The organism is Bacillus sp. Je.9.29.b (assembly GCF_051129925.1).
In the GTDB taxonomy this organism is placed as follows: Bacteria; Bacillota; Bacilli; order Bacillales; family Bacillaceae; genus Bacillus; species Bacillus safensis.
Genome location: NZ_JBCPSO010000001.1, coordinates 59384 through 76632 on the forward strand (window position 1 = coordinate 59384; position 17249 = coordinate 76632).

Annotated in this window: 17 protein-coding genes; 8 read left to right on the forward strand and 9 right to left on the reverse strand. The window is 39.7% G+C overall.

Features of this window, described 5'->3' with window-relative positions; all coding sequences use genetic code 11:
- The first annotated feature begins 41 nt into the window (after positions 1–41).
- Together AAZR19_RS00335 and AAZR19_RS00340 are read left to right on the forward strand one after the other, a co-directional pair.
- The gene (locus tag AAZR19_RS00335; protein ID WP_434702070.1) at positions 42–1187 is read left to right on the forward strand and encodes a GAF domain-containing sensor histidine kinase; all 1146 of its coding nucleotides are present in this window, start codon (positions 42–44) and stop codon (positions 1185–1187) included.
- The gene (locus AAZR19_RS00340; protein ID WP_056766033.1) at positions 1184–1834 is read left to right on the forward strand and encodes a response regulator; all 651 of its coding nucleotides are present in this window, start codon (positions 1184–1186) and stop codon (positions 1832–1834) included. Before AAZR19_RS00335 ends, AAZR19_RS00340 begins: the two co-directional genes overlap by 4 nt.
- A 366-nt stretch (positions 1835–2200) precedes the next feature.
- On the opposite strand, the gene AAZR19_RS00345 is transcribed toward AAZR19_RS00340, so the two are convergent.
- Positions 2201–2449 (reverse strand): YhdB family protein, encoded by a 249-nt coding sequence (locus AAZR19_RS00345; RefSeq protein WP_024425297.1) that lies wholly within the window; start codon positions 2447–2449, stop codon positions 2201–2203.
- Between the two features lie 191 nt (positions 2450–2640).
- On the opposite strand from AAZR19_RS00345, the gene AAZR19_RS00350 reads away from it, so the two are divergent.
- Positions 2641–2961 (forward strand): YqzG/YhdC family protein, encoded by a 321-nt coding sequence (locus AAZR19_RS00350; protein WP_434702071.1) that lies wholly within the window; start codon positions 2641–2643, stop codon positions 2959–2961.
- Positions 2962–3071: 110 nt separating this feature from the next.
- On the opposite strand, the gene AAZR19_RS00355 is transcribed toward AAZR19_RS00350, so the two are convergent.
- Entirely contained in the window at positions 3072–4547 is a 1476-nt protein-coding gene (locus AAZR19_RS00355; protein ID WP_041109904.1) for a catalase, read from the reverse strand.
- 159 nt (positions 4548–4706) lie between these two features.
- Positions 4707–5138, reverse strand: coding sequence for an Rrf2 family transcriptional regulator (locus AAZR19_RS00360; RefSeq protein WP_034282262.1), 432 nt, complete (start codon positions 5136–5138; stop codon positions 4707–4709).
- Positions 5139–5321: 183 nt separating this feature from the next.
- On the opposite strand from AAZR19_RS00360, the gene AAZR19_RS00365 reads away from it, so the two are divergent.
- Both AAZR19_RS00365 and AAZR19_RS00370 read left to right on the forward strand, forming a co-directional pair.
- On the forward strand, positions 5322–6521 hold the full coding sequence (locus AAZR19_RS00365) for a globin domain-containing protein (RefSeq protein ID WP_434702072.1): 1200 nt from the start codon (positions 5322–5324) through the stop codon (positions 6519–6521).
- 67 nt (positions 6522–6588) lie between these two features.
- Positions 6589–8010, forward strand: a complete 1422-nt coding sequence (locus AAZR19_RS00370; RefSeq protein ID WP_370880851.1) for a SpoVR family protein — start codon at positions 6589–6591, stop codon at positions 8008–8010.
- A gap of 47 nt (positions 8011–8057) precedes the next feature.
- Here the strand turns inward: AAZR19_RS00370 and AAZR19_RS00375 are convergent, their stop codons facing one another.
- Positions 8058–9422, reverse strand: coding sequence for an alkaline phosphatase (locus tag AAZR19_RS00375; RefSeq protein WP_335371708.1), 1365 nt, complete (start codon positions 9420–9422; stop codon positions 8058–8060).
- Between the two features lie 353 nt (positions 9423–9775).
- On the opposite strand from AAZR19_RS00375, the gene AAZR19_RS00380 reads away from it, so the two are divergent.
- On the forward strand, positions 9776–10606 hold the full coding sequence (locus AAZR19_RS00380; protein ID WP_025093318.1) for a C40 family peptidase: 831 nt from the start codon (positions 9776–9778) through the stop codon (positions 10604–10606).
- Positions 10607–11057: 451 nt separating this feature from the next.
- Positions 11058–12458 carry an amino acid permease gene (locus tag AAZR19_RS00385; RefSeq protein ID WP_024425289.1) on the forward strand — a complete coding sequence of 467 codons (1401 nt, stop codon included), beginning with the start codon at positions 11058–11060 and terminating at the stop codon, positions 12456–12458.
- 60 nt (positions 12459–12518) lie between these two features.
- Here the strand turns inward: AAZR19_RS00385 and AAZR19_RS00390 are convergent, their stop codons facing one another.
- Genes AAZR19_RS00390 through AAZR19_RS00400 form a run of 3 tightly spaced genes read right to left on the reverse strand, consistent with a single transcriptional unit; the run spans position 12519 to position 14339 of the window.
- A complete protein-coding gene (locus AAZR19_RS00390) occupies positions 12519–12809 on the reverse strand; it encodes a hypothetical protein (RefSeq protein ID WP_024425288.1) in 291 nt (96 codons plus the stop codon).
- On the reverse strand, positions 12797–13855 hold the full coding sequence (locus AAZR19_RS00395) for an anti-sigma factor (protein ID WP_434702073.1): 1059 nt from the start codon (positions 13853–13855) through the stop codon (positions 12797–12799). Before AAZR19_RS00395 ends, AAZR19_RS00390 begins: the two co-directional genes overlap by 13 nt.
- Positions 13848–14339 carry a sigma-70 family RNA polymerase sigma factor gene (locus tag AAZR19_RS00400; protein WP_024425287.1) on the reverse strand — a complete coding sequence of 164 codons (492 nt, stop codon included), beginning with the start codon at positions 14337–14339 and terminating at the stop codon, positions 13848–13850. The genes AAZR19_RS00395 and AAZR19_RS00400 overlap by 8 nt, the downstream gene beginning before the upstream one ends.
- A 371-nt stretch (positions 14340–14710) precedes the next feature.
- Between AAZR19_RS00400 and AAZR19_RS00405 the strand changes: the two genes are divergently transcribed.
- Positions 14711–15313, forward strand: a complete 603-nt coding sequence (locus tag AAZR19_RS00405; protein WP_024425286.1) for a lysophospholipid acyltransferase family protein — start codon at positions 14711–14713, stop codon at positions 15311–15313.
- A gap of 39 nt (positions 15314–15352) precedes the next feature.
- On the opposite strand, the gene AAZR19_RS00410 is transcribed toward AAZR19_RS00405, so the two are convergent.
- Together AAZR19_RS00410 and AAZR19_RS00415 are read right to left on the reverse strand one after the other, a co-directional pair.
- Positions 15353–16684: a hemolysin family protein gene (locus tag AAZR19_RS00410; RefSeq protein WP_034282244.1), complete on the reverse strand. Its 1332-nt coding sequence runs from the start codon at positions 16682–16684 to the stop codon at positions 15353–15355.
- Between the two features lie 58 nt (positions 16685–16742).
- Entirely contained in the window at positions 16743–17183 is a 441-nt protein-coding gene (locus tag AAZR19_RS00415) for a MerR family transcriptional regulator (protein ID WP_034667702.1), read from the reverse strand.
- Positions 17184–17249 lie beyond the last annotated feature (66 nt).

A 17249-nucleotide genomic window follows, 5' to 3' on the forward strand; every position in this document is an offset into this window, starting at 1 on the left:
GTAATGATAAGTGAAGGCTGCAAATGCCGGGGGTAAACAGTATGGGAGAATATCAAGAGAAGGTTGAAACATTAAAAACGTTAAAAGAAATTGCTGAAAAGCTTAATGAAGGCATGGAAATGAAAGAAACGCTCCATGAAGTGCTCCATATGCTGATGGATGTCACAGGCTTTCATTCAGCATGGATTTATTTTATAGAAAAAGATGGGTCATATGAACTGATGGCAGAGGTTTCCTTACCTGAAGCACTTGCAAAGCATCAAAAGCAGCTCATGTGTCAAAATGATTGTTATTGCATCAATCGATACACAAAAGGTTCACTGCAATCAGCCACCAATATTATTAATTGCAAACGGATTGAAACGGCGATTGAAGAAAAGCTCGGGGATACAGAAGGAATTACTCATCATGCGACCGTACCGTTAAAAGCGTGTAAGCGTACATTCGGTTTATTAAATGTGGCGGCAAAAGGAAAAGTCACGTTTACGCAAGAAGAGCTGAATTTGCTTGAAAGCATTGCACTTCAAATTGGCACTGCCATTCAGCGGATGAAGCTTGTGCAAAATGAACAGCAGCACGCACTTCTGGAAGAAAGAAACCGGCTCGCACAAGACTTGCATGATTCTGTCAACCAAATGCTGTTCTCTGTCAGTCTGACTGCTAAGGCTGCACGGCAAATGACAAGCGATCAGAATCTAGGGGAAATGATTGATTTTATTCAGCATTTGTCACAAGACGCTCTGATTGAAATGCGATCACTCATTTGGCAGCTGAGACCAAGAGGCCTTGAAAAAGGGTTTACGACAGCAATTGAAGAGTATGCACAGCTTTTAGGATTACGCTGCACTTTATCTTTATCAGGCTGTATAGAAATGGATCATTCTCACAATGAAACTTTGTTTCGGGTATGTCAAGAAGCGCTGAATAACTGTCAAAAACATGCGGAAGTAGAAGAAGTCGAGGTCAAGCTTGAGCAATCAAAAGACACGTTGGAGATGAAAATCCTTGACCACGGAAAAGGTTTTCAATATGACGAGCAGATGAGCCTTCCTTCACTTGGGCTGAAAGGGATGTCTGACCGCATCCGAAGAGCAGGAGGTACATTTTGTATCCATTCAGAGTTAGGTAAAGGAACTACGATTCATGTAAAAGTGCCATTTTCACAAGAAAGGAAGGGATCGTCATGAGAGTTGTCATTGCAGATGATCATCATATTGTGAGAAAAGGGCTTGTGTTTTTCTTGCAGACACAGCCTGATGTGGACATCGTTGGTGAGGCGTCCAATGGGCAAGAGGCATTAGAGGTTGTCAGAGAGTCTCAGCCTGACATTGTCTTAATGGATTTGTCTATGCCTGTAATGAATGGCATTGAGGCAACGAAACAAATGACGCTGGAAATGCCGGACGCCCGCATTGTGATCCTGACAAGCTATGCGGATAAAGATTATGTCATTCCCGCCATTCAAGCAGGGGCGAAAGCCTATCAATTAAAGGATGTAGCACCAGAAAAGCTGCTTTCGACCATGATTGAAGTCCAAAATGGCACCTATCAGTTAGATGGTCATATCACGACCTTTCTCGTGCAGCATCTGACAGAGCCAAAAGAGCAGAAATGGGCATTGATGAAAGAGCTCACCAATAGAGAGCGAGATGTCTTATTTGAGATTGCAAAAGGCAAAAGCAACAAAGAAATTGCCTCATCGCTGTTTATTTCTGAAAAGACTGTCAAAACGCACGTATCTCATGTATTATCAAAATTAGAGCTGGCAGATCGAACCCAAGCGGCTCTGTATGCAGTGGATTATCAAAAAAATCAGCCGAAAGAGCTGCTATAACAGAAAAGAATTTAGTCGTTATGCTAAAACTTTTAAGCGCACATTCAAAACAATGAATTGAATAAAAAAGAGCACAGATGTTGGTTATTTGACGTTTCTAATAGAAAAACAAAAAAAGACTTGATGAGAGTATGCTCATCAAGTCTTTTTTTATTTTAAAGGAGGTGAAGAGCTGGTCAATCAAAGGTGAATGTAAAATGGGGGGGGATCAGGTGGAGGCATATGAATTAGTAAGTGATTTTCGTTAGGATTATCTCTAACGCTCCCGTCTATTTCATGTCAGCCACTTTATGTTTCCCATCACAGCGCACTGCTAATTGTATGTAAAAGGGAAGGGCTAAAAAAATTCATTTTAGCCCTTTTTCTTTATGTGTACATCGGTTGTGAATAAACTTCAGCAGCAGCAGCCTCTGAAGCATGGTCAATGTACTGCAGGAGCCCATATAAACATTTTTCAACATCTGCATCGTTCCGGTTAAATTGATACGCATGTAAGAAATGCTCAATACGTTTCGAGAGCAAATCATCTTGCGTACGTACCATAAGAATAAGTAAATTATCCCATTGCGAGCGATGCGTATAATAAAGTGCTTTATCATAATCCGCCACATTCATTAAACCTTCTCCTTTCCCTTGAGAAGTCCTCATTAGTTTGCTCGGATGATATCGACTTTTTCAGGGGAAAAGTTGGTGTCCGCATCAATCGTGTACCGGGAATTATAGGCTGAATAATTGCTTCATGTATGAAAAAGGACCAGCCAGCTAAACCTAAACAAAACATATATGAAAGTGAGTTCAATGATATCATGCAGCCGAAATGGTGGATGCTTATTGCAACAGAAATCGTTTTGCTTGGCAGTTTGATGATTCATCCTGCATCAAAAGCAGCGGTGCAGCCGTTTGAAAATTGGGAAAGACTTGCGTACACAGCGTTTAAAGATGAATATAAAGGTGCCGCTTTCAATGATTATCATTACATTGGCCGGACAGAAGTGAATGATGAGCAGACAAAAGATGTGTTTCGCGTCACTGTAAAGGAAGGATCAACTCGCTTTGCCGCACATGCAGAAATTTATTTTCATCCGGTAACCGGTCATTTGATTAGTATTAACGTGTTTCGGCTATAAAGAAGCACCTTTTTTTGTAAAAGATGCTCGAGGCGTTCAGTCAAAAAAGACAAAGGGCTAAAATCAAGATCATTTTAGCCCTTTGTCCAACAATTTTTTTCGAAATGGAATTACTTCATGCTACCTTGAAGATAAGCGCGAATATCCACTCCAAGTGAATCTGCTAAACGCTGGCCGTAATCTTCATCGGCACGATAGAAGTTGCAGATTGCAAGTAATTTTGTTTTGTCATTCACATCTTTCAAATCAGCTGTTAGGTTTTTAATCAATGCTTGTTTCTCTTCTTCAGAGTAGCTTCGATATTTTTCTCCAGCTTGTTTGAAATCGTTCGGTTTTTCAATTTTTTGTCTCACCATACGGTCACCGTGAAGAACTGGCTCACTTTCTTTGTAGTGAGGGTTTTCTTTTGGCTGATCGGCATAACGGTTTGGTTCATAGTTAATATGACCGCTTGGACGAGTCGTTGTCATAAAGCCATCCTGCTGGTTATTGTGTACAGGTGCATAAGGGCAGTTAACCGGAATGCGCATGTAGTTCGCACCAAGACGGTGGCGCTGCGTATCAGGATATGAGAACAGACGGCCTTGAAGCAGTTTATCTTCAGATGCCTCAATTCCTGGAACAAATGCACTTGGCGTGAAAGCAGACTGTTCTGTTTCAGCAAAGAAGTTATCAGGATTGCGGTTGAGTGTCATGCGTCCTACTTTTTGAAGCGGGTAATCTTCCTCGCTCCACGTTTTTGTTGGGTCACATGGATCATAATCAAGGTCATCATAATCGCTAAGCGGCATAAGCTGAACATATAAGTCCCATGCTGGGAAGTTGCCTTTTTCAATGCGGTCATATAAATCTCTTGTCGCATGCTGGAAATCATTTGCTTGAATTTCCGCTGCTTCTTCCATAGATAAGTTGCGAATACCTTCAGAAGGTCTCCAGTGATATTTCACATATTTTGCTTCGCCGTATTTGTTCACCCATCTAAATGTATGCACTCCAGAACCGCGCATTTCAGCGTAGCTTGCAGGGATTCCTTCGTCAGAGAAAAGCCATGTGAGCATATGAGTGGATTCAGGTGTTAAGGTCATAAAATCCCAATAACGGTCAGGATCTTGAATATTGGTTACAGGATCTGGCTTGAGAGAGTGAACCATATCAGGGAATTTCAATGCATCACGAATAAAGAAGATCGGCAAGTTGTTACCAACGAGATCATAGTTGCCTTCTTCTGTATAAAATTTGACAGCAAATCCGCGCGGGTCACGCAATGTTTCAGGTGAACCTTTCGGATGAATAACGGTAGAGAAGCGAACAAAAACGTCTGTTTGTTTTCCTTCTTCACTTAAGAAGGCTGCTTTTGTATGTTTCTCCATGCTGTTTTCTACTTCAAACACACCGTAAGCGCCGGCGCCTCTTGCATGAACGACGCGCTCTGGAATACGTTCACGATCAAAGTGTGCAAGTTTTTCAATCAAATGGTAATCATCAAGAAAGGTAGGTCCGCGGTGACCAGCAGTTCTTGAGTTTTGGTTATCGCCAACAGGCACGCCTTGGTTCGTTGTCAAATTTTTATGATTTGAATTTGTCATTCTTTTCTCCTCCTGTAAACAAAAAAGTGTTTTCTAGCAATCTATATACCCTAATTATATTGAATCAAACATGATAGTCAATATTTATTTATAATAATTTTAAATAAATTATTATTACAAGAAGGTAAAGAAAAAGACGAAAGAATAAATTCTTTCGCCTTAAAGCAGGAGCTCTCTAAGAGCATCTTTGTTTCGTGTTAAATCGTTTAGTGTGTATCGGTCTAGAACGCTTAAATAAGCAGTGAGTGCTTCATGAAGTACATGCTTTAATGAACAAATTGGGGAGATGATGCAGCTGTTTTTCTTTGGATCAAAGCATTCAACCATGACTAAATCATCCTCTGTATAACGGACAACCTCTCCAATATTAATGCTTTCTGGGCTTTTTCCAAGCCTGATCCCGCCATTTCTTCCGCGAATCGTTTCCACATACCCGCGTTTTCCAAGATGATAAATCACCTTCGTCAGATGATTTTTAGAAATGCCATAAACATCGGCGATCTGCTGAATATTTGACAGTTCATTATTTTCTCTCGAAGCTAAATAAATGAGTACCCTTAATGAGAAATCTGTGTAATTCGTAAGTTTCATTTTGACGACCTCTAAACCTAATAGAGTTTTGTATCATCGTAACACATTTTAGACAAAAACTGTTCGAGAAAGTGTAAAATGTGACAACATTTAAAACATGTATTATAAATATTGCTTTTAGAGACTGTCATCTATTACGATAAAGATGTATTTAAAATACTTCTTTTGAAAGAAGGAATGACGATGTTATCTAAAGATCAAATGAATGCAATAAAGCAATCAGCCCCTCTACTAAAAGCCGAGGGAACCAAACTTGTCACTGTTTTTTATCAAAATATGATTCGCCAGCACCCGGAGCTGCTCAATCAATTTAATAAAACAAATCTGATGAACGGAAGTCAGCCAGAAGCACTTGCTGCGACACTATATCAAGCTGCACTGCACATTGATCGGTTAGAGGAATTACTTCCTGCGGTCAAACAAATTGCCCATAAGCATGTCAGTGTCATGGTCAAAAAAGAACAATATCCAATTGTTGGCTATCACCTGATTGAAGCGATGAAAGAGGTGTTTGGCTTAAGAGAAGAAGATGCCACTTTATTAGCTTGGAAAGCTGCATATGACATCATTGCGAATATTTTCATAACCATAGAAGCAGAAATGATGGATGAAAATGTGAAACAGACAGGCGGATGGGCAGATGTGAAGCCGTTTGTGATTAAGAAAAAGAAGCAAGAATCTCCATCGCTTATCTCTTTTTATTTAGTACCAAAAGATGAATCAGAGCTGCCAATGTATAAAGCAGGCCAATACATTACGGTTCAGGCAGATATGCCAGGAGAAGCCTATATGTGCAGCAGACAATACAGCTTATCAGACGAGCATCATCCATCTTATTACCGTATTACTGTGAAGCGTGACGGTCATGTGTCTACATTTTTGCATGATGAAATGGAAGAAGGGGACGTTCTTCAAGTGAGTATGCCGCAGGGAATGTTCTGCTTGCAGGGAGACACAAAAGAGCCTGTTTATTTTATCAGTGCCGGGTCTGGTGTCACACCAATGATTGGTTTAGTGAAAACTGCCGCACAAAACAGCCAGACATTCACGATGATTCATGCAGATCGATTAGAGGATGTAAACGCTTTTGAAAATGAGTTTGAACGCGTTCTAGCTTCAGCTTCCTATGGGCGCATCATCCTATGTAACGAACAATTTGCGCAGTCTGGAAAGGGTGAACTTGTTGAGAAAGCGGCTTCCCGCATTGACCGTCCATTTCTTCAATCGGTGATCGGAGAGGGGAAAGGCCAATTTTATCTATGCGGTTCCCCGGTGTTTACACAGGAGATCATTCATCATCTAAAAGAGCTGGGAATTCCAGCACACCATATTCATTTCGAAGCATTCGGCGGGCAATCCACGAAAGAAATAGAAGTCGTCTAAACGATTGGCGGAACATCATGTTTTTTTACATACGCTCATATAGTAGGGATAAGTCCGATGAGGAGGGATGGTTTCCTTGAGCGTATCTGAAAAACGTCTTTTACAAAGAGCGATTGATGAAATTACAGAGATTGCAGAAGGATTTGGTCTAGATTTTTATCCGATGAGGTATGAAATCTGTCCCGCGGAAATTATTTATACGTTCGGTGCATATGGAATGCCAACACGATTCAGCCACTGGAGCTTTGGGAAGCAATTTCATAAAATGAAGCTTCATTATGATTTAGGGTTAAGCAAAATTTATGAACTTGTCATCAATTCAAATCCTTGCTACGCCTTTCTACTTGATAACAATACGCTTGTTCAAAATAAATTAATTGTGGCTCATGTATTGGCGCACTGTGATTTCTTCAAAAATAATTGCCGTTTCCAAAACACAAAACGAGATATGGTCGAAAGCATGTCAGCAGCGGCAGAGCGGATCAAAGAATATGAGCATATCCATGGAACAAAAGAAGTCGAGTCCTTTTTAGATGCCGTATTGGCTATCCAAGAGCATATTGATCCGTCTCTTGTTCGATCAAAATTAAGCTGGAATATGGACGATGAAGAAAGTGAAGATGATAAACCAAAACGTCAAACGCCTTATGATGATTTGTGGGGAATGGATGAGCCGAAAACGCGTGAGAAAAAGAAAACCGTTAAGCAATTTCCGCCAAAGCCGGAAAAGGACCTTTTACTCTTTATTGAAGCGCATTCCCGGGAGCTGGAGCCGTGGCAGCGGGATGTCCTTACCATGCTGAGAGAAGAAATGCTCTATTTTTGGCCGCAGCTGGAAACCAAGATTATGAATGAAGGCTGGGCATCGTATTGGCACCAGCGGATTATGCGAGAGCTTGATTTAGATTCAAGTGAATCGATAGAGTTTGCGAAATTAAATGCAGGTGTGGTGCAGCCATCTAAAACAGGCATCAATCCTTACTATTTAGGGCTGAAAATTTTTGAAGATATTGAAGAACGCTATAACAACCCATGTGAAGAATTAAAAAAAGCAGGGGTCACAGAAGGATCTGGCCGCAGCAAAATGTTTGAAGTCAGAGAAATTGAGTCAGATATTTCCTTTATTCGAAACTACTTAACGAAAGACCTTGTGATGAGAGAAGACTTGTACTTGTTTCAAAAGCAGGGGAGAGACTATAAAGTCATTGATAAAGAATGGAAGGCGGTTCGTGATCAGTTAGTCAGTATGAGAGTGAATGGCGGCTTTCCGTATTTGACCGTGATCGATGGCGACTATTTAAAAAATAACGAACTTTATATCAAGCATTGGTATGAAGGCATTGAACTTGATTTGAAATACTTAGAAAAAGTCCTTCCGTATTTATATCAGCTGTGGGGAAGAAGTGTGCATATCGAGTCAGTTCTTGAAGGAAAAGAAGTGATGTTTTCTTATGATGGAAAAGGGGTTCATAGGAAATATCTTGCATGAAAAAGACCAAAAAAGATGTCTCTTAGCAGACATCTTTTTTGTCCATTTTATTGGTTTTTCAGCAGTTTGAAAATGTGTTTTGCTTGATCGGTATTTTCCATCAGACCTTTTAGCTGCTGGCTTGTTGGGCCATACGCAAAGAATGGAACTTCATCACCGGTATGACCAGATGTTGTCCAGCCTGTATGTGATCTTGTATTGATCACTTCTTCAATCGCATCATCAATTTTAACAGTATCCTTTGTTTCAGCGGCCTTTTGAATGGATGCTATTTCTTCTTTTGTGAAATCAAGATTGATATATTGTTTCAGTGCTGACTCGACAGGCATGCCGCTGACAATTTTGTTTGCGATAAAGTCAGGCGTTTTTTTCGCTGCTTTTACCGGTTTGTAATCCCAGCTGCCTGAACCGTCTGCTCCGAAGGAAAGTCCGCCAGTTGAATGATCCGCAGTCGTGATGACTAACGTGTTTTTATCCTTTTTCGCAAAACGAATCGCTTCTTCAAATGCTTTTTCAAAATCCTTCATTTCGCTCATTGCACTGACAATATCATGATCATGTCCTGCCCAGTCAATTTGACTGCCTTCGACCATAAGGAAAAATCCTTTTTTGTTTTTAGACAGCTGTTTGATGGCTGAGGATGTCATGTCTTGCAGGGAAGGAGTCGCTTTATCACGATCAATGGCTTTATCGAGACCTCCATCAGCAAAAATGCCTAACACTTTTTCATTTTTGTTTTTTTGTAAGGCAGCTTTATTGGTGACATAATCATAACCGGCTTGTCTGAATTCCTTCGTCAGATCACGATCCTTTCGGACAAAGTCGACAAGTCCTCCGCCAAGCATGACATCGACTGTATGCTGTTTTCCGATTTTCTCATCGAAGAAGTCATCAGCGATGGCTGCTGTGTTCTTCCTAGACACATCGTGAGCGGCATACGCAGCAGGCGTAGCATTTGTTAATTCAGATGTCACGACAAGACCCGTCGATTTTCCTTTTCGTTTGGCTTCTTCTAAAACGGTTTTTAGTTTTTTGCCGTTTGTGTTTACACCAATGGCATTGTTGTATGTCTTTTTACCAGTGGCCATGGCTGTACCAGCAGCTGCTGAATCGGTAATGTTACTTTTAGAGTCGTCAGGGTATGTTTTATGCATGCCAGTGAGGTAAGGGTCAAACGCTGTTTGCTTTGAAAGGTCTCCGTTGTGTTTAAATGAGCGGTAAGTTGAAAGATAAGGTGTTCCCATGCCATCTCCAATCAGCACGATCACATTTTGCACGTCATTTTTCGGCTTCTTTTTAGCCTCAGCTTTGTCAGCTTGTCCAAATTCAATCCCTGAAAAAATGCCAATCGATAGCACAGATGCTGCTGCCACTGCAGCGATTTTCGTTTTCGAGCTTTTCAACACACTCATTCATTTTGCCTCCTCATTGTTTATGTATCGCTCTTACGTTTACAATGGTAGAGCAGAAGTGTGGATTCCTTTTTACAGCACCGTAAAGTTCACTTTAAAATTGTAAAGGTCCACTTTACATAGAATGAACCAAAAAGAGAAATGAATGTATCATTTATCCATGACAAGATACGATTCTTTTGTCATGATTGTGTAATAAAAATGAAATAAAAAGAACCCTAAAAAAAAATAAATTTTGCCGAATTAATAAGCATAATGTCGTAGGAAGTCAAGACTATTTCTTCTGGTATTTGATCCTTATAATAGGGAGTAGATAAAAATTCGGATCAGATAGATACATACAGGAGGAACAAATGAAAAAACAATTGATCACAGCTGCAAGTGCAGTTCTACTTGGGACGACATTATTTGCCGGAGCTGCCTCAGCACAATCAGTAAAAGTTCAAAAAGGTGACTCTCTTTCTGTTCTAGCGAAAAGATACAAAACAAGCGTGAGTAAAATTAAATCAGACAATAAGCTGAAATCTAACGTGATTTATGTTGGACAAACCTTAAAAGTGAATGGCACTTCTTCGAAAAAAGCAGTGAAGACATCAAAAACAACAACAAAAGTAAAAACAGCTTCAGCAACTGCCACTCATAAAGTTGTCAAAGGTGATACTTTATCTAAGATTGGCAAAAAATACGGGATGACTGTGAAAGAGTTGAAATCGTTAAATAAACTTAAAACAGACCTCATTAAAATCGGGCAAAAGCTAAAGGTGAAAAAGACGTCTAAAGTAAAGACGAAACCTGTGAAAGAAAAAACAGTCTCTACTTCTTCCTTAAACACGTCTAAACTCATAGCAGATGCTAAAGCGCAAAATGGTACTCCATATAGATGGGGTGGAACGACACCGAAGGGCTTTGATTGCAGCGGATTTATGTGGTATATCATTAACAAACAAAAAAAGATTTCAAGACAAACAACTGAAGGTTTCTGGGGATCGATGAAAAGTGTGTCCAAACCAAAGGTTGGAGATTTTGTCTTCTTTACAACGTATAAATCGGGTCCATCTCACATGGGTGTCTACCTTGGGAACAATAAGTTTATCCATGCTGCTTCTGACGGTGTAACGATCAGTGATATGACATCAAGCTATTGGAAGCCTATTTATCTTGGAGCGAAAACATTTGTAAACTAATTCATTTTAAGAGACTGCTATGAAGCCGTCTCTTTTTTCATATATCATTTATGCCGCAGAACTGGTCTTTTTCTCATAGATCACTATCAGTCTAAAGGCTTTAAAATAACATAAATGTGGACCCGCTTTTAAAAAAGGGTCTTATTTTTGTTGAATAATAAGTATATGAAAAAAATATAATCTTCCATGTTGTATAATAAATAGAGGGAGACAAACTATCAATTGAATAAGGATTGAAGAAAATCTAACCGTTTTATTGACAATATTTTCGTTGATATATAAGAATTTTCACTCTATTTTTTAAAAAAGTGTTTTCATTTTTTAATTTTCATATATAATAATTTTACGCCACCAATTTATTGTGCTAAATTTAATCTAAATATTCAGAAAATATTGTGAATTATACGAATGTGGCGTCTTTAGACTGATACTAAGTTTTGGGAGTGATGGTATGAGCAATTCGTTGTTTAGAAAAAAGAGCATTTCAGAGCTCATTGCGGCAACACAAGGGGAAAAAGCATTAAAAAAGGAATTGGGTTCATTTGATTTAACCATGCTGGGCATTGGAGCCATTATCGGAACAGGGATATTTGTTCTAACAGGTACAGGAGCCGTCACTGCGGGGCCAGGACTTGTGCTATCATTTGTCATCGCAGGTCTTGCTTGTTTGTTTGCAGCACTGTCATATGCGGAATTTGCTTCCACAGTGCCTGTATCAGGGTCTGTGTATACATTTACGTACGCATCAATGGGGGAATTTCTAGCATTCATCATTGGATGGGATTTAATATTAGAATATATGCTGGCCGCTAGTGCCGTTTCAGCGGGATGGTCAGGCTATTTTGTGTCTTTTTTAAATGGGATAGGGATTCATATACCAGTTGAGTTAACGGCAGCTCCAGGTGGTTTAAAGGGGCAAGTGACATATTTTAATCTTCCAGCATTTATTATTTTAATGGTCATCACCTTCCTGCTGTACTTTGGTATTAAAGAATCAAAACGAGTAAATAACATCATGGTTATTATGAAAATTGCTGTGATTCTGCTCTTTATTTTAGTCGCTGTGAAATATGTAAAACCTGAAAACTGGACACCATTCGTACCATTTGGGACATCAGGGGTCTTAAGTGCAGCAGCCCTAGTATTCTTTGCATTTATCGGGTTTGATGCAGTTGCTTCTGCGGCAGAGGAGACAAAAAATCCATCACGCAACCTGCCTAGAGGGATTATTACTTCCTTATTGATTTGTACACTGCTTTATGTCGTTGTCAGTGCGATTATGACGGGCATTGTTCCTTTCATGAATTTTGAAGGAGTATCACATCCAGTGTCTCTCGTTTTACAAGTAGCCGGACAAAACTGGGTGGCTGGTATTGTGGATGTCGGAGCGATTCTAGGGATGACAACCGTAATGCTTGTCATGCTGTACGGTCAGACACGCGTGATGTTTGCTATGTCTCGTGATGGTTTGGTGCCAAAGGTATTATCAAAAGTTCACCCAAAGCATAAAACTCCTTACATCAATACACTGTTCTTCGGTACATTGTCAGCATTAATGGGTGGATTTATTCCACTTGATGAGCTGGCAAGCCTAGTGAACATCGGGACACTTTCAGCATTCATTTTGATTTCAGTGGCGGTCATTGTGATGAGAAAAACGCAGCCGGACTTACCAAGAGCTTTCAGATGCCCAGCAGTTCCGCTTATTCCGATCTTAGCTATTCTATCTTGCGGATTGCTCATTTATAAGCTTGGTGCAATCACCTTTGTTCGTTTCTTAATCTGGCTTGCTATTGGACTGGTTGTGTATTTCTTATATTCAAGAAAGCATTCAGAATTGAATAAAAAGTAAATGAAAAAAGCCCGTGCTTGGCATTAGTCAAGTAACACGGGCTTTTGCTTTTGGTGCTGATTAAAAACCTAATTGAAGATCGACATCGATTGATACGATGGCATAGACACAAACAATGACAAAGATATTCAGTACGACACCGAGGAAACCTGGACCCGTACGGCCTTTTTTAATGAACAGTTCAATAATGCCAAATGGAACTGCGGCCATTGCAAAAGGAAGCATTTGAAAAGAATAAAATGTCACGTTGCTGATAATGGCGAGGTTTAGCATGAGCAGGGATAATATCGCTGTGCCGACAGAAATCCAGCCAAATACATTATGCTCTTTAAAAATTCTTACCAATTCCATAATTCCACCTCGCTCACTTTTGCCGTTTTAATGCGTTTTGTCTTTACAAATTTCTCAATTTCTTTTGAAGGCCCAGTGACCACAGAGCCATAAACCGTGACGCCATTTTGATCGATATAGCGTATACGATTAGACAGGTCAAGATCAGGTCTGCCAGAGATCGTTGTTGCCCATGTCGGGTGCTGATTAACATAAGCAAGGGCATCTTTGAATTGATCTACCTCAGTTTTTGATGTGTGCTGAAGCTCTTTTAAAAATTCAGAGTCCTTCCCAGGAAAGCCGATTGGCCGCTGATTTCCACTTAATGAATCCTCTGTTTTAATCGCATTCCACAGCACTTTCATATCGTATTTTTTAGCAAAGGAATAAATATCCTTTGGTGTGTAAGCTCTATCATAGGATACATACACTTCACTTACTGTTCCTTCAGGAAGCTTGTCTAACGTAGTGAGTGTTTGTTTTTTTGAGGCATCTGCCTGCGACGAAGGATGGGTAAAGAAACCCTCCGTTTCGCGTGCGCTGTCACCATAATAAGAGATAGTAGGCTGCTTTAATTTATCGAAAAACATCTCGATTTGTTCACTGCCAATAGCTTCTGTTTTATTGCCAATTTGTTTTTGCAGCTTCAATTCAGTGTTCATCCCAAAAAGTTTGACCTGACCTTTTAAATCCTTCATATCAATGGCCACGTTTGGTTTGGTTAAAGCGACGGTGACAGCGGCTGTTTCCATGAAGTGATTGCCTTTGCTCTCGGCTCCGCCAACGCCGTAGTATAAATAACTTCCTAATGTACAAAGCGGTAAAATAATGAGTGTCGATATGACAGCAAGTACGGAAATACGTAAATATGACTTTCTTTTTCCGTATTGTAAAATGGCTTTTTGCTTCTCAGGACTGATGGAAAAATCTGTCCAATCCGAGTCGTTCAGTTCCTGGCTTAAGCGTTTTTCGTTTTCTTCCAGCTCTTCTTCAAACGCTATCATTTCTTCCTCATTCATCTCACCATTATTATATTGTTCCCATCGCTTGTTAAACTCTTCATTCATCATTAACACCTCTGTTGTAAAGTGCTTTTAGGCGCTGCCTTGCACGAAATAAAACACTTTTAAAATTTGCTTCAGTTATATTCATGACCTTGGATGCTTCCTTGTAATTTAGCTCTTTTAAATAATACAATGTCAACGCTTCCTTGTAGTTATCTGGAAGCTGCTCCAAATACATGGTGAGGACTTCCTTTATTTCAACCTGTTCAGCAGGGCTTTGTACAGACGTTTGTAAAAGACCGCCAATGAGGTCATCCGATATGGTCACTTCTTTTTTATGTTTCCTGACATAATCAATAAAAGCATTTCGTGCCACCTGAAATAACCAAGGTTTCACTTTGCTATGGTCGTAGGAATGAATATGTATATACGCACGCATAAAGGTTTCCTGCAATAAGTCTTCTGCCAAATGTTTGTCTTTTGTCATGGAGAGCAGAAACCTGTAAACATCGTTCATATACATTTGATAAATTTCATCGATCGTCACTGATTTTTCTCCCCTCTATGTTATACACGCATAAGAAAGGCATAAAGTTGCACGAAACTTCTCATTACCGTACATTACTCATTTCTTTCGCCGAATCAAAATCATTTCTCCTTATCATAGCGAAATTTGCATCATTTATAAAGTATTTTCAATAGAACAAATCAGGAAAAAACATCGAAAAACGACAAAATTGGACACAATTCCTATTCTATTCTCCCCTAAAACCTTGTGCTTGAATACAGTCAGAACGTTCATTTTTAAACGAAAAAAATAGGGAGGATTGGACTGTGTACAAATTTTTAGTACCAGGTAATAAAAAATTTGTTATAATAGAGACAAATCCTTCATTCTTCAAACAAAGGAAGTGCACTATGTATAAATTTTCAGGCTATACCGTCAAACTATTATTTGGTCTCCGAGGTGGAATCAAAGTATATCAAAAAGAGAATCTGCCCACTGATCGGGGTTTTGTCATTGCTTGTACACATGAGGGTTTTGTGGATGTTCTTGCATTAGGCGCAGGAATTCTTCCGTTTGAGATCCACTACATGGCGAAAAAAGAATTGTTTGCAAATAAATGGATTGGTGGATTTTTAAAAAAGATTCATGCCTTTCCTGTTGATCGAGAGAATCCTGGGCCAAGCAGTATTAAAACGCCCATTAAATTATTAAAAGAGGGAAAGATCGTTGGGATTTTTCCAAGCGGAACACGTACAACAGAGGATGTTCCTTTAAAAAGAGGGGCGGTTACCATTGCGCAGCTCGGTAAAGCACCAATTGTTCCAGCCGCATACAAAGGACCTTCAAATGCGAAAAGCCTTTTCAAAAAAGGGAAAATGCGCTTAATCATCGGTGAACCGATTGAGCTGTCTGAATTTGACCATCTGCCGCCAAAAGAAAGATTAGGTGCCATGACAGAAGTATTAAACACAAGAATCAAAGAGCTAGAAGCTCAATTAATGGAAAAGGCATAAGAAAAACGACCGCTTGCTTAGGCAAGGGTCGTTTTTTCCTTAAGAAGCGCCTTCTTCAGCTGCTTCTAATAACTGTTCATTTAACTTTTTTACTTCGATGTATGCCACATGGTGTCCATCGACTTCATTAATAATAAATTCATAGCCTTGTTCACGAATGGCGTCATTTTTCTCTACTTCATATTTCTGAGTAAGGAACCAGCCGCCGATTGTGTCGACCTCTTCATTATCAAGCTGTATACCTAATAGCAGGTTGACTTGATCAACAAGAACCTTGCCATCAAAGATGTAATGGTCTTCTCCAAGTTTACGTACTTCGTTGATTTCATCAATGTCGAACTCATCACGAATTTCACCAACGATTTCTTCAAGGATGTCTTCAACGGTCACAAGACCTGCTGTACCACCATATTCATCTGATAAAATGGCCATGTGTACACGTTCACGCTGCATTTTGAGCAGTAAATCATGAACAGGAACCGTTTCAATCACATGAATAATCGGATTTACAAACTTTTCGATCGTATCGCTTGTAGAGCACTCACCGCTAATGCAGGCAGTGAGAACCTCTTTAATGTTAAGAACACCGATAATGTTGTCTTTGTCGCCATCTTCAATTGGATAACGTGTATATTTCTCTACCTTTGTTACCTTCAGCATTTCCTCAATAGTAATATCATACGGGAAGCTGACAACTTCGGTACGAGGAATCATAATTTCTTTCGCCAGACGGTCATCAAATTCGAAAATTTTATTTACATATTTGAATTCAGACTGGTTAATCTCGCCGCTCTTATAGCTCTCTGATAAAATAATCCGCAATTCTTCCTCAGAGTGCGCCATGTCATGCTCAGAAACTTGCTGAAGTCCGAACGCTTTCGTTAACAAACGAGCAGATCCATTTAATACCCAAATGAACGGGAACATCACTTTGTAAAAGATCATCAGTGGTCTAGCAAAAAGAAGGGATACTTGCTCAGCCTTTTGAATGGCGAGTGTTTTCGGTGCAAGTTCTCCAACTACAACGTGTAAAAACGTCATGATACTAAACGCGATAATAAAAGTGACAATAGAACTAGCTGATTGAGGAATGGACAACTCTGCAAAGAGCGGCGCAAGCATATGCGCAATTGTTTCTTCCCCTAACCAACCAATACCAAGGGCGGTAATGGTAATACCAAGCTGACAGGCTGATAGGTACTCATCAAGGTGAGTCGTTACATGCTTGACAGCAACTGCTGTTTTATTACCTTCTGCGATTAACTGATCAATTCTTGAGCTTCTTAAGCGAATGATCGCAAACTCTGATGCAACGAAAAACGCGGTTAAAGCTATAAGTAAAGCAACTATGAGTAAATTAACTATGTCCAATTAAGGCCTTCGTTCTGACTTTGAGAACGAAGGTAACACCTCCTGTTTAGTAAAAATTTTAACTTAACAGCAGTAAAAATGATTGGACAGCCGTCATTTTTTCAGGAGTAAGCTGCTCTTTTAGTTTTTCACGTTGTTCCGGCTGAAGCTGCTTACAACGTGCCAAAATGCGGTCCATATGCTCATTCATCCGATCGATATCAGAGGTTAAATGGACAAGTTCATCATGATCTTCCTTTTGAGAAGGGAATTGTTCATCTAATCTGGATTTGATGTCAGAAAGAGCCAATCTCTGCTGTTTGCAAAGAACGATTAATTGTAATCGTTTTAAAGCATATTCATCGTAATAACGATAATTTGAGCAAGATCTAACAGGCGCAAGCAAACCTAGATTTGTATAATAATCTACAGTTCGTTTCGTCACCTGTGCAATCTGTGCTAGTTCACCAATACGATACTTTTTCTCAGCCCCATCTGAACATCTCCTCCTAACCGTCACGTTATAGTTTATGAAAATAGTTTAATATAATTCTAGTCTGAAACACAAGTTAATTGTTCATATTTC

Excerpts from the sequence above, each read along its gene's own strand:
- AAZR19_RS00405 (WP_024425286.1), top strand. The coding sequence starts at position 14,711 with ATGTATAAATTTTCAGGCTATACCGTCAAACTATTATTTGGTCTCCGA.
- AAZR19_RS00375 (WP_335371708.1), bottom strand. The coding sequence starts at position 9,422 with ATGAGTGTGTTGAAAAGCTCGAAAACGAAAATCGCTGCAGTGGCAGCA.
- AAZR19_RS00350 (WP_434702071.1), top strand. The coding sequence starts at position 2,641 with ATGCAGCCGAAATGGTGGATGCTTATTGCAACAGAAATCGTTTTGCTT.
- AAZR19_RS00390 (WP_024425288.1), bottom strand. The coding sequence starts at position 12,809 with ATGGAATTGGTAAGAATTTTTAAAGAGCATAATGTATTTGGCTGGATT.
- AAZR19_RS00335 (WP_434702070.1), top strand. The coding sequence starts at position 42 with ATGGGAGAATATCAAGAGAAGGTTGAAACATTAAAAACGTTAAAAGAA.
- AAZR19_RS00365 (WP_434702072.1), top strand. The coding sequence starts at position 5,322 with ATGTTATCTAAAGATCAAATGAATGCAATAAAGCAATCAGCCCCTCTA.
- AAZR19_RS00340 (WP_056766033.1), top strand. The coding sequence starts at position 1,184 with ATGAGAGTTGTCATTGCAGATGATCATCATATTGTGAGAAAAGGGCTT.
- AAZR19_RS00355 (WP_041109904.1), bottom strand. The coding sequence starts at position 4,547 with ATGACAAATTCAAATCATAAAAATTTGACAACGAACCAAGGCGTGCCT.
- AAZR19_RS00385 (WP_024425289.1), top strand. The coding sequence starts at position 11,058 with ATGAGCAATTCGTTGTTTAGAAAAAAGAGCATTTCAGAGCTCATTGCG.
- AAZR19_RS00370 (WP_370880851.1), top strand. The coding sequence starts at position 6,589 with ATGGTTTCCTTGAGCGTATCTGAAAAACGTCTTTTACAAAGAGCGATT.
- AAZR19_RS00380 (WP_025093318.1), top strand. The coding sequence starts at position 9,776 with ATGAAAAAACAATTGATCACAGCTGCAAGTGCAGTTCTACTTGGGACG.
- AAZR19_RS00345 (WP_024425297.1), bottom strand. The coding sequence starts at position 2,449 with ATGAATGTGGCGGATTATGATAAAGCACTTTATTATACGCATCGCTCG.
- AAZR19_RS00360 (WP_034282262.1), bottom strand. The coding sequence starts at position 5,138 with ATGAAACTTACGAATTACACAGATTTCTCATTAAGGGTACTCATTTAT.
- AAZR19_RS00395 (WP_434702073.1), bottom strand. The coding sequence starts at position 13,855 with ATGAATGAAGAGTTTAACAAGCGATGGGAACAATATAATAATGGTGAG.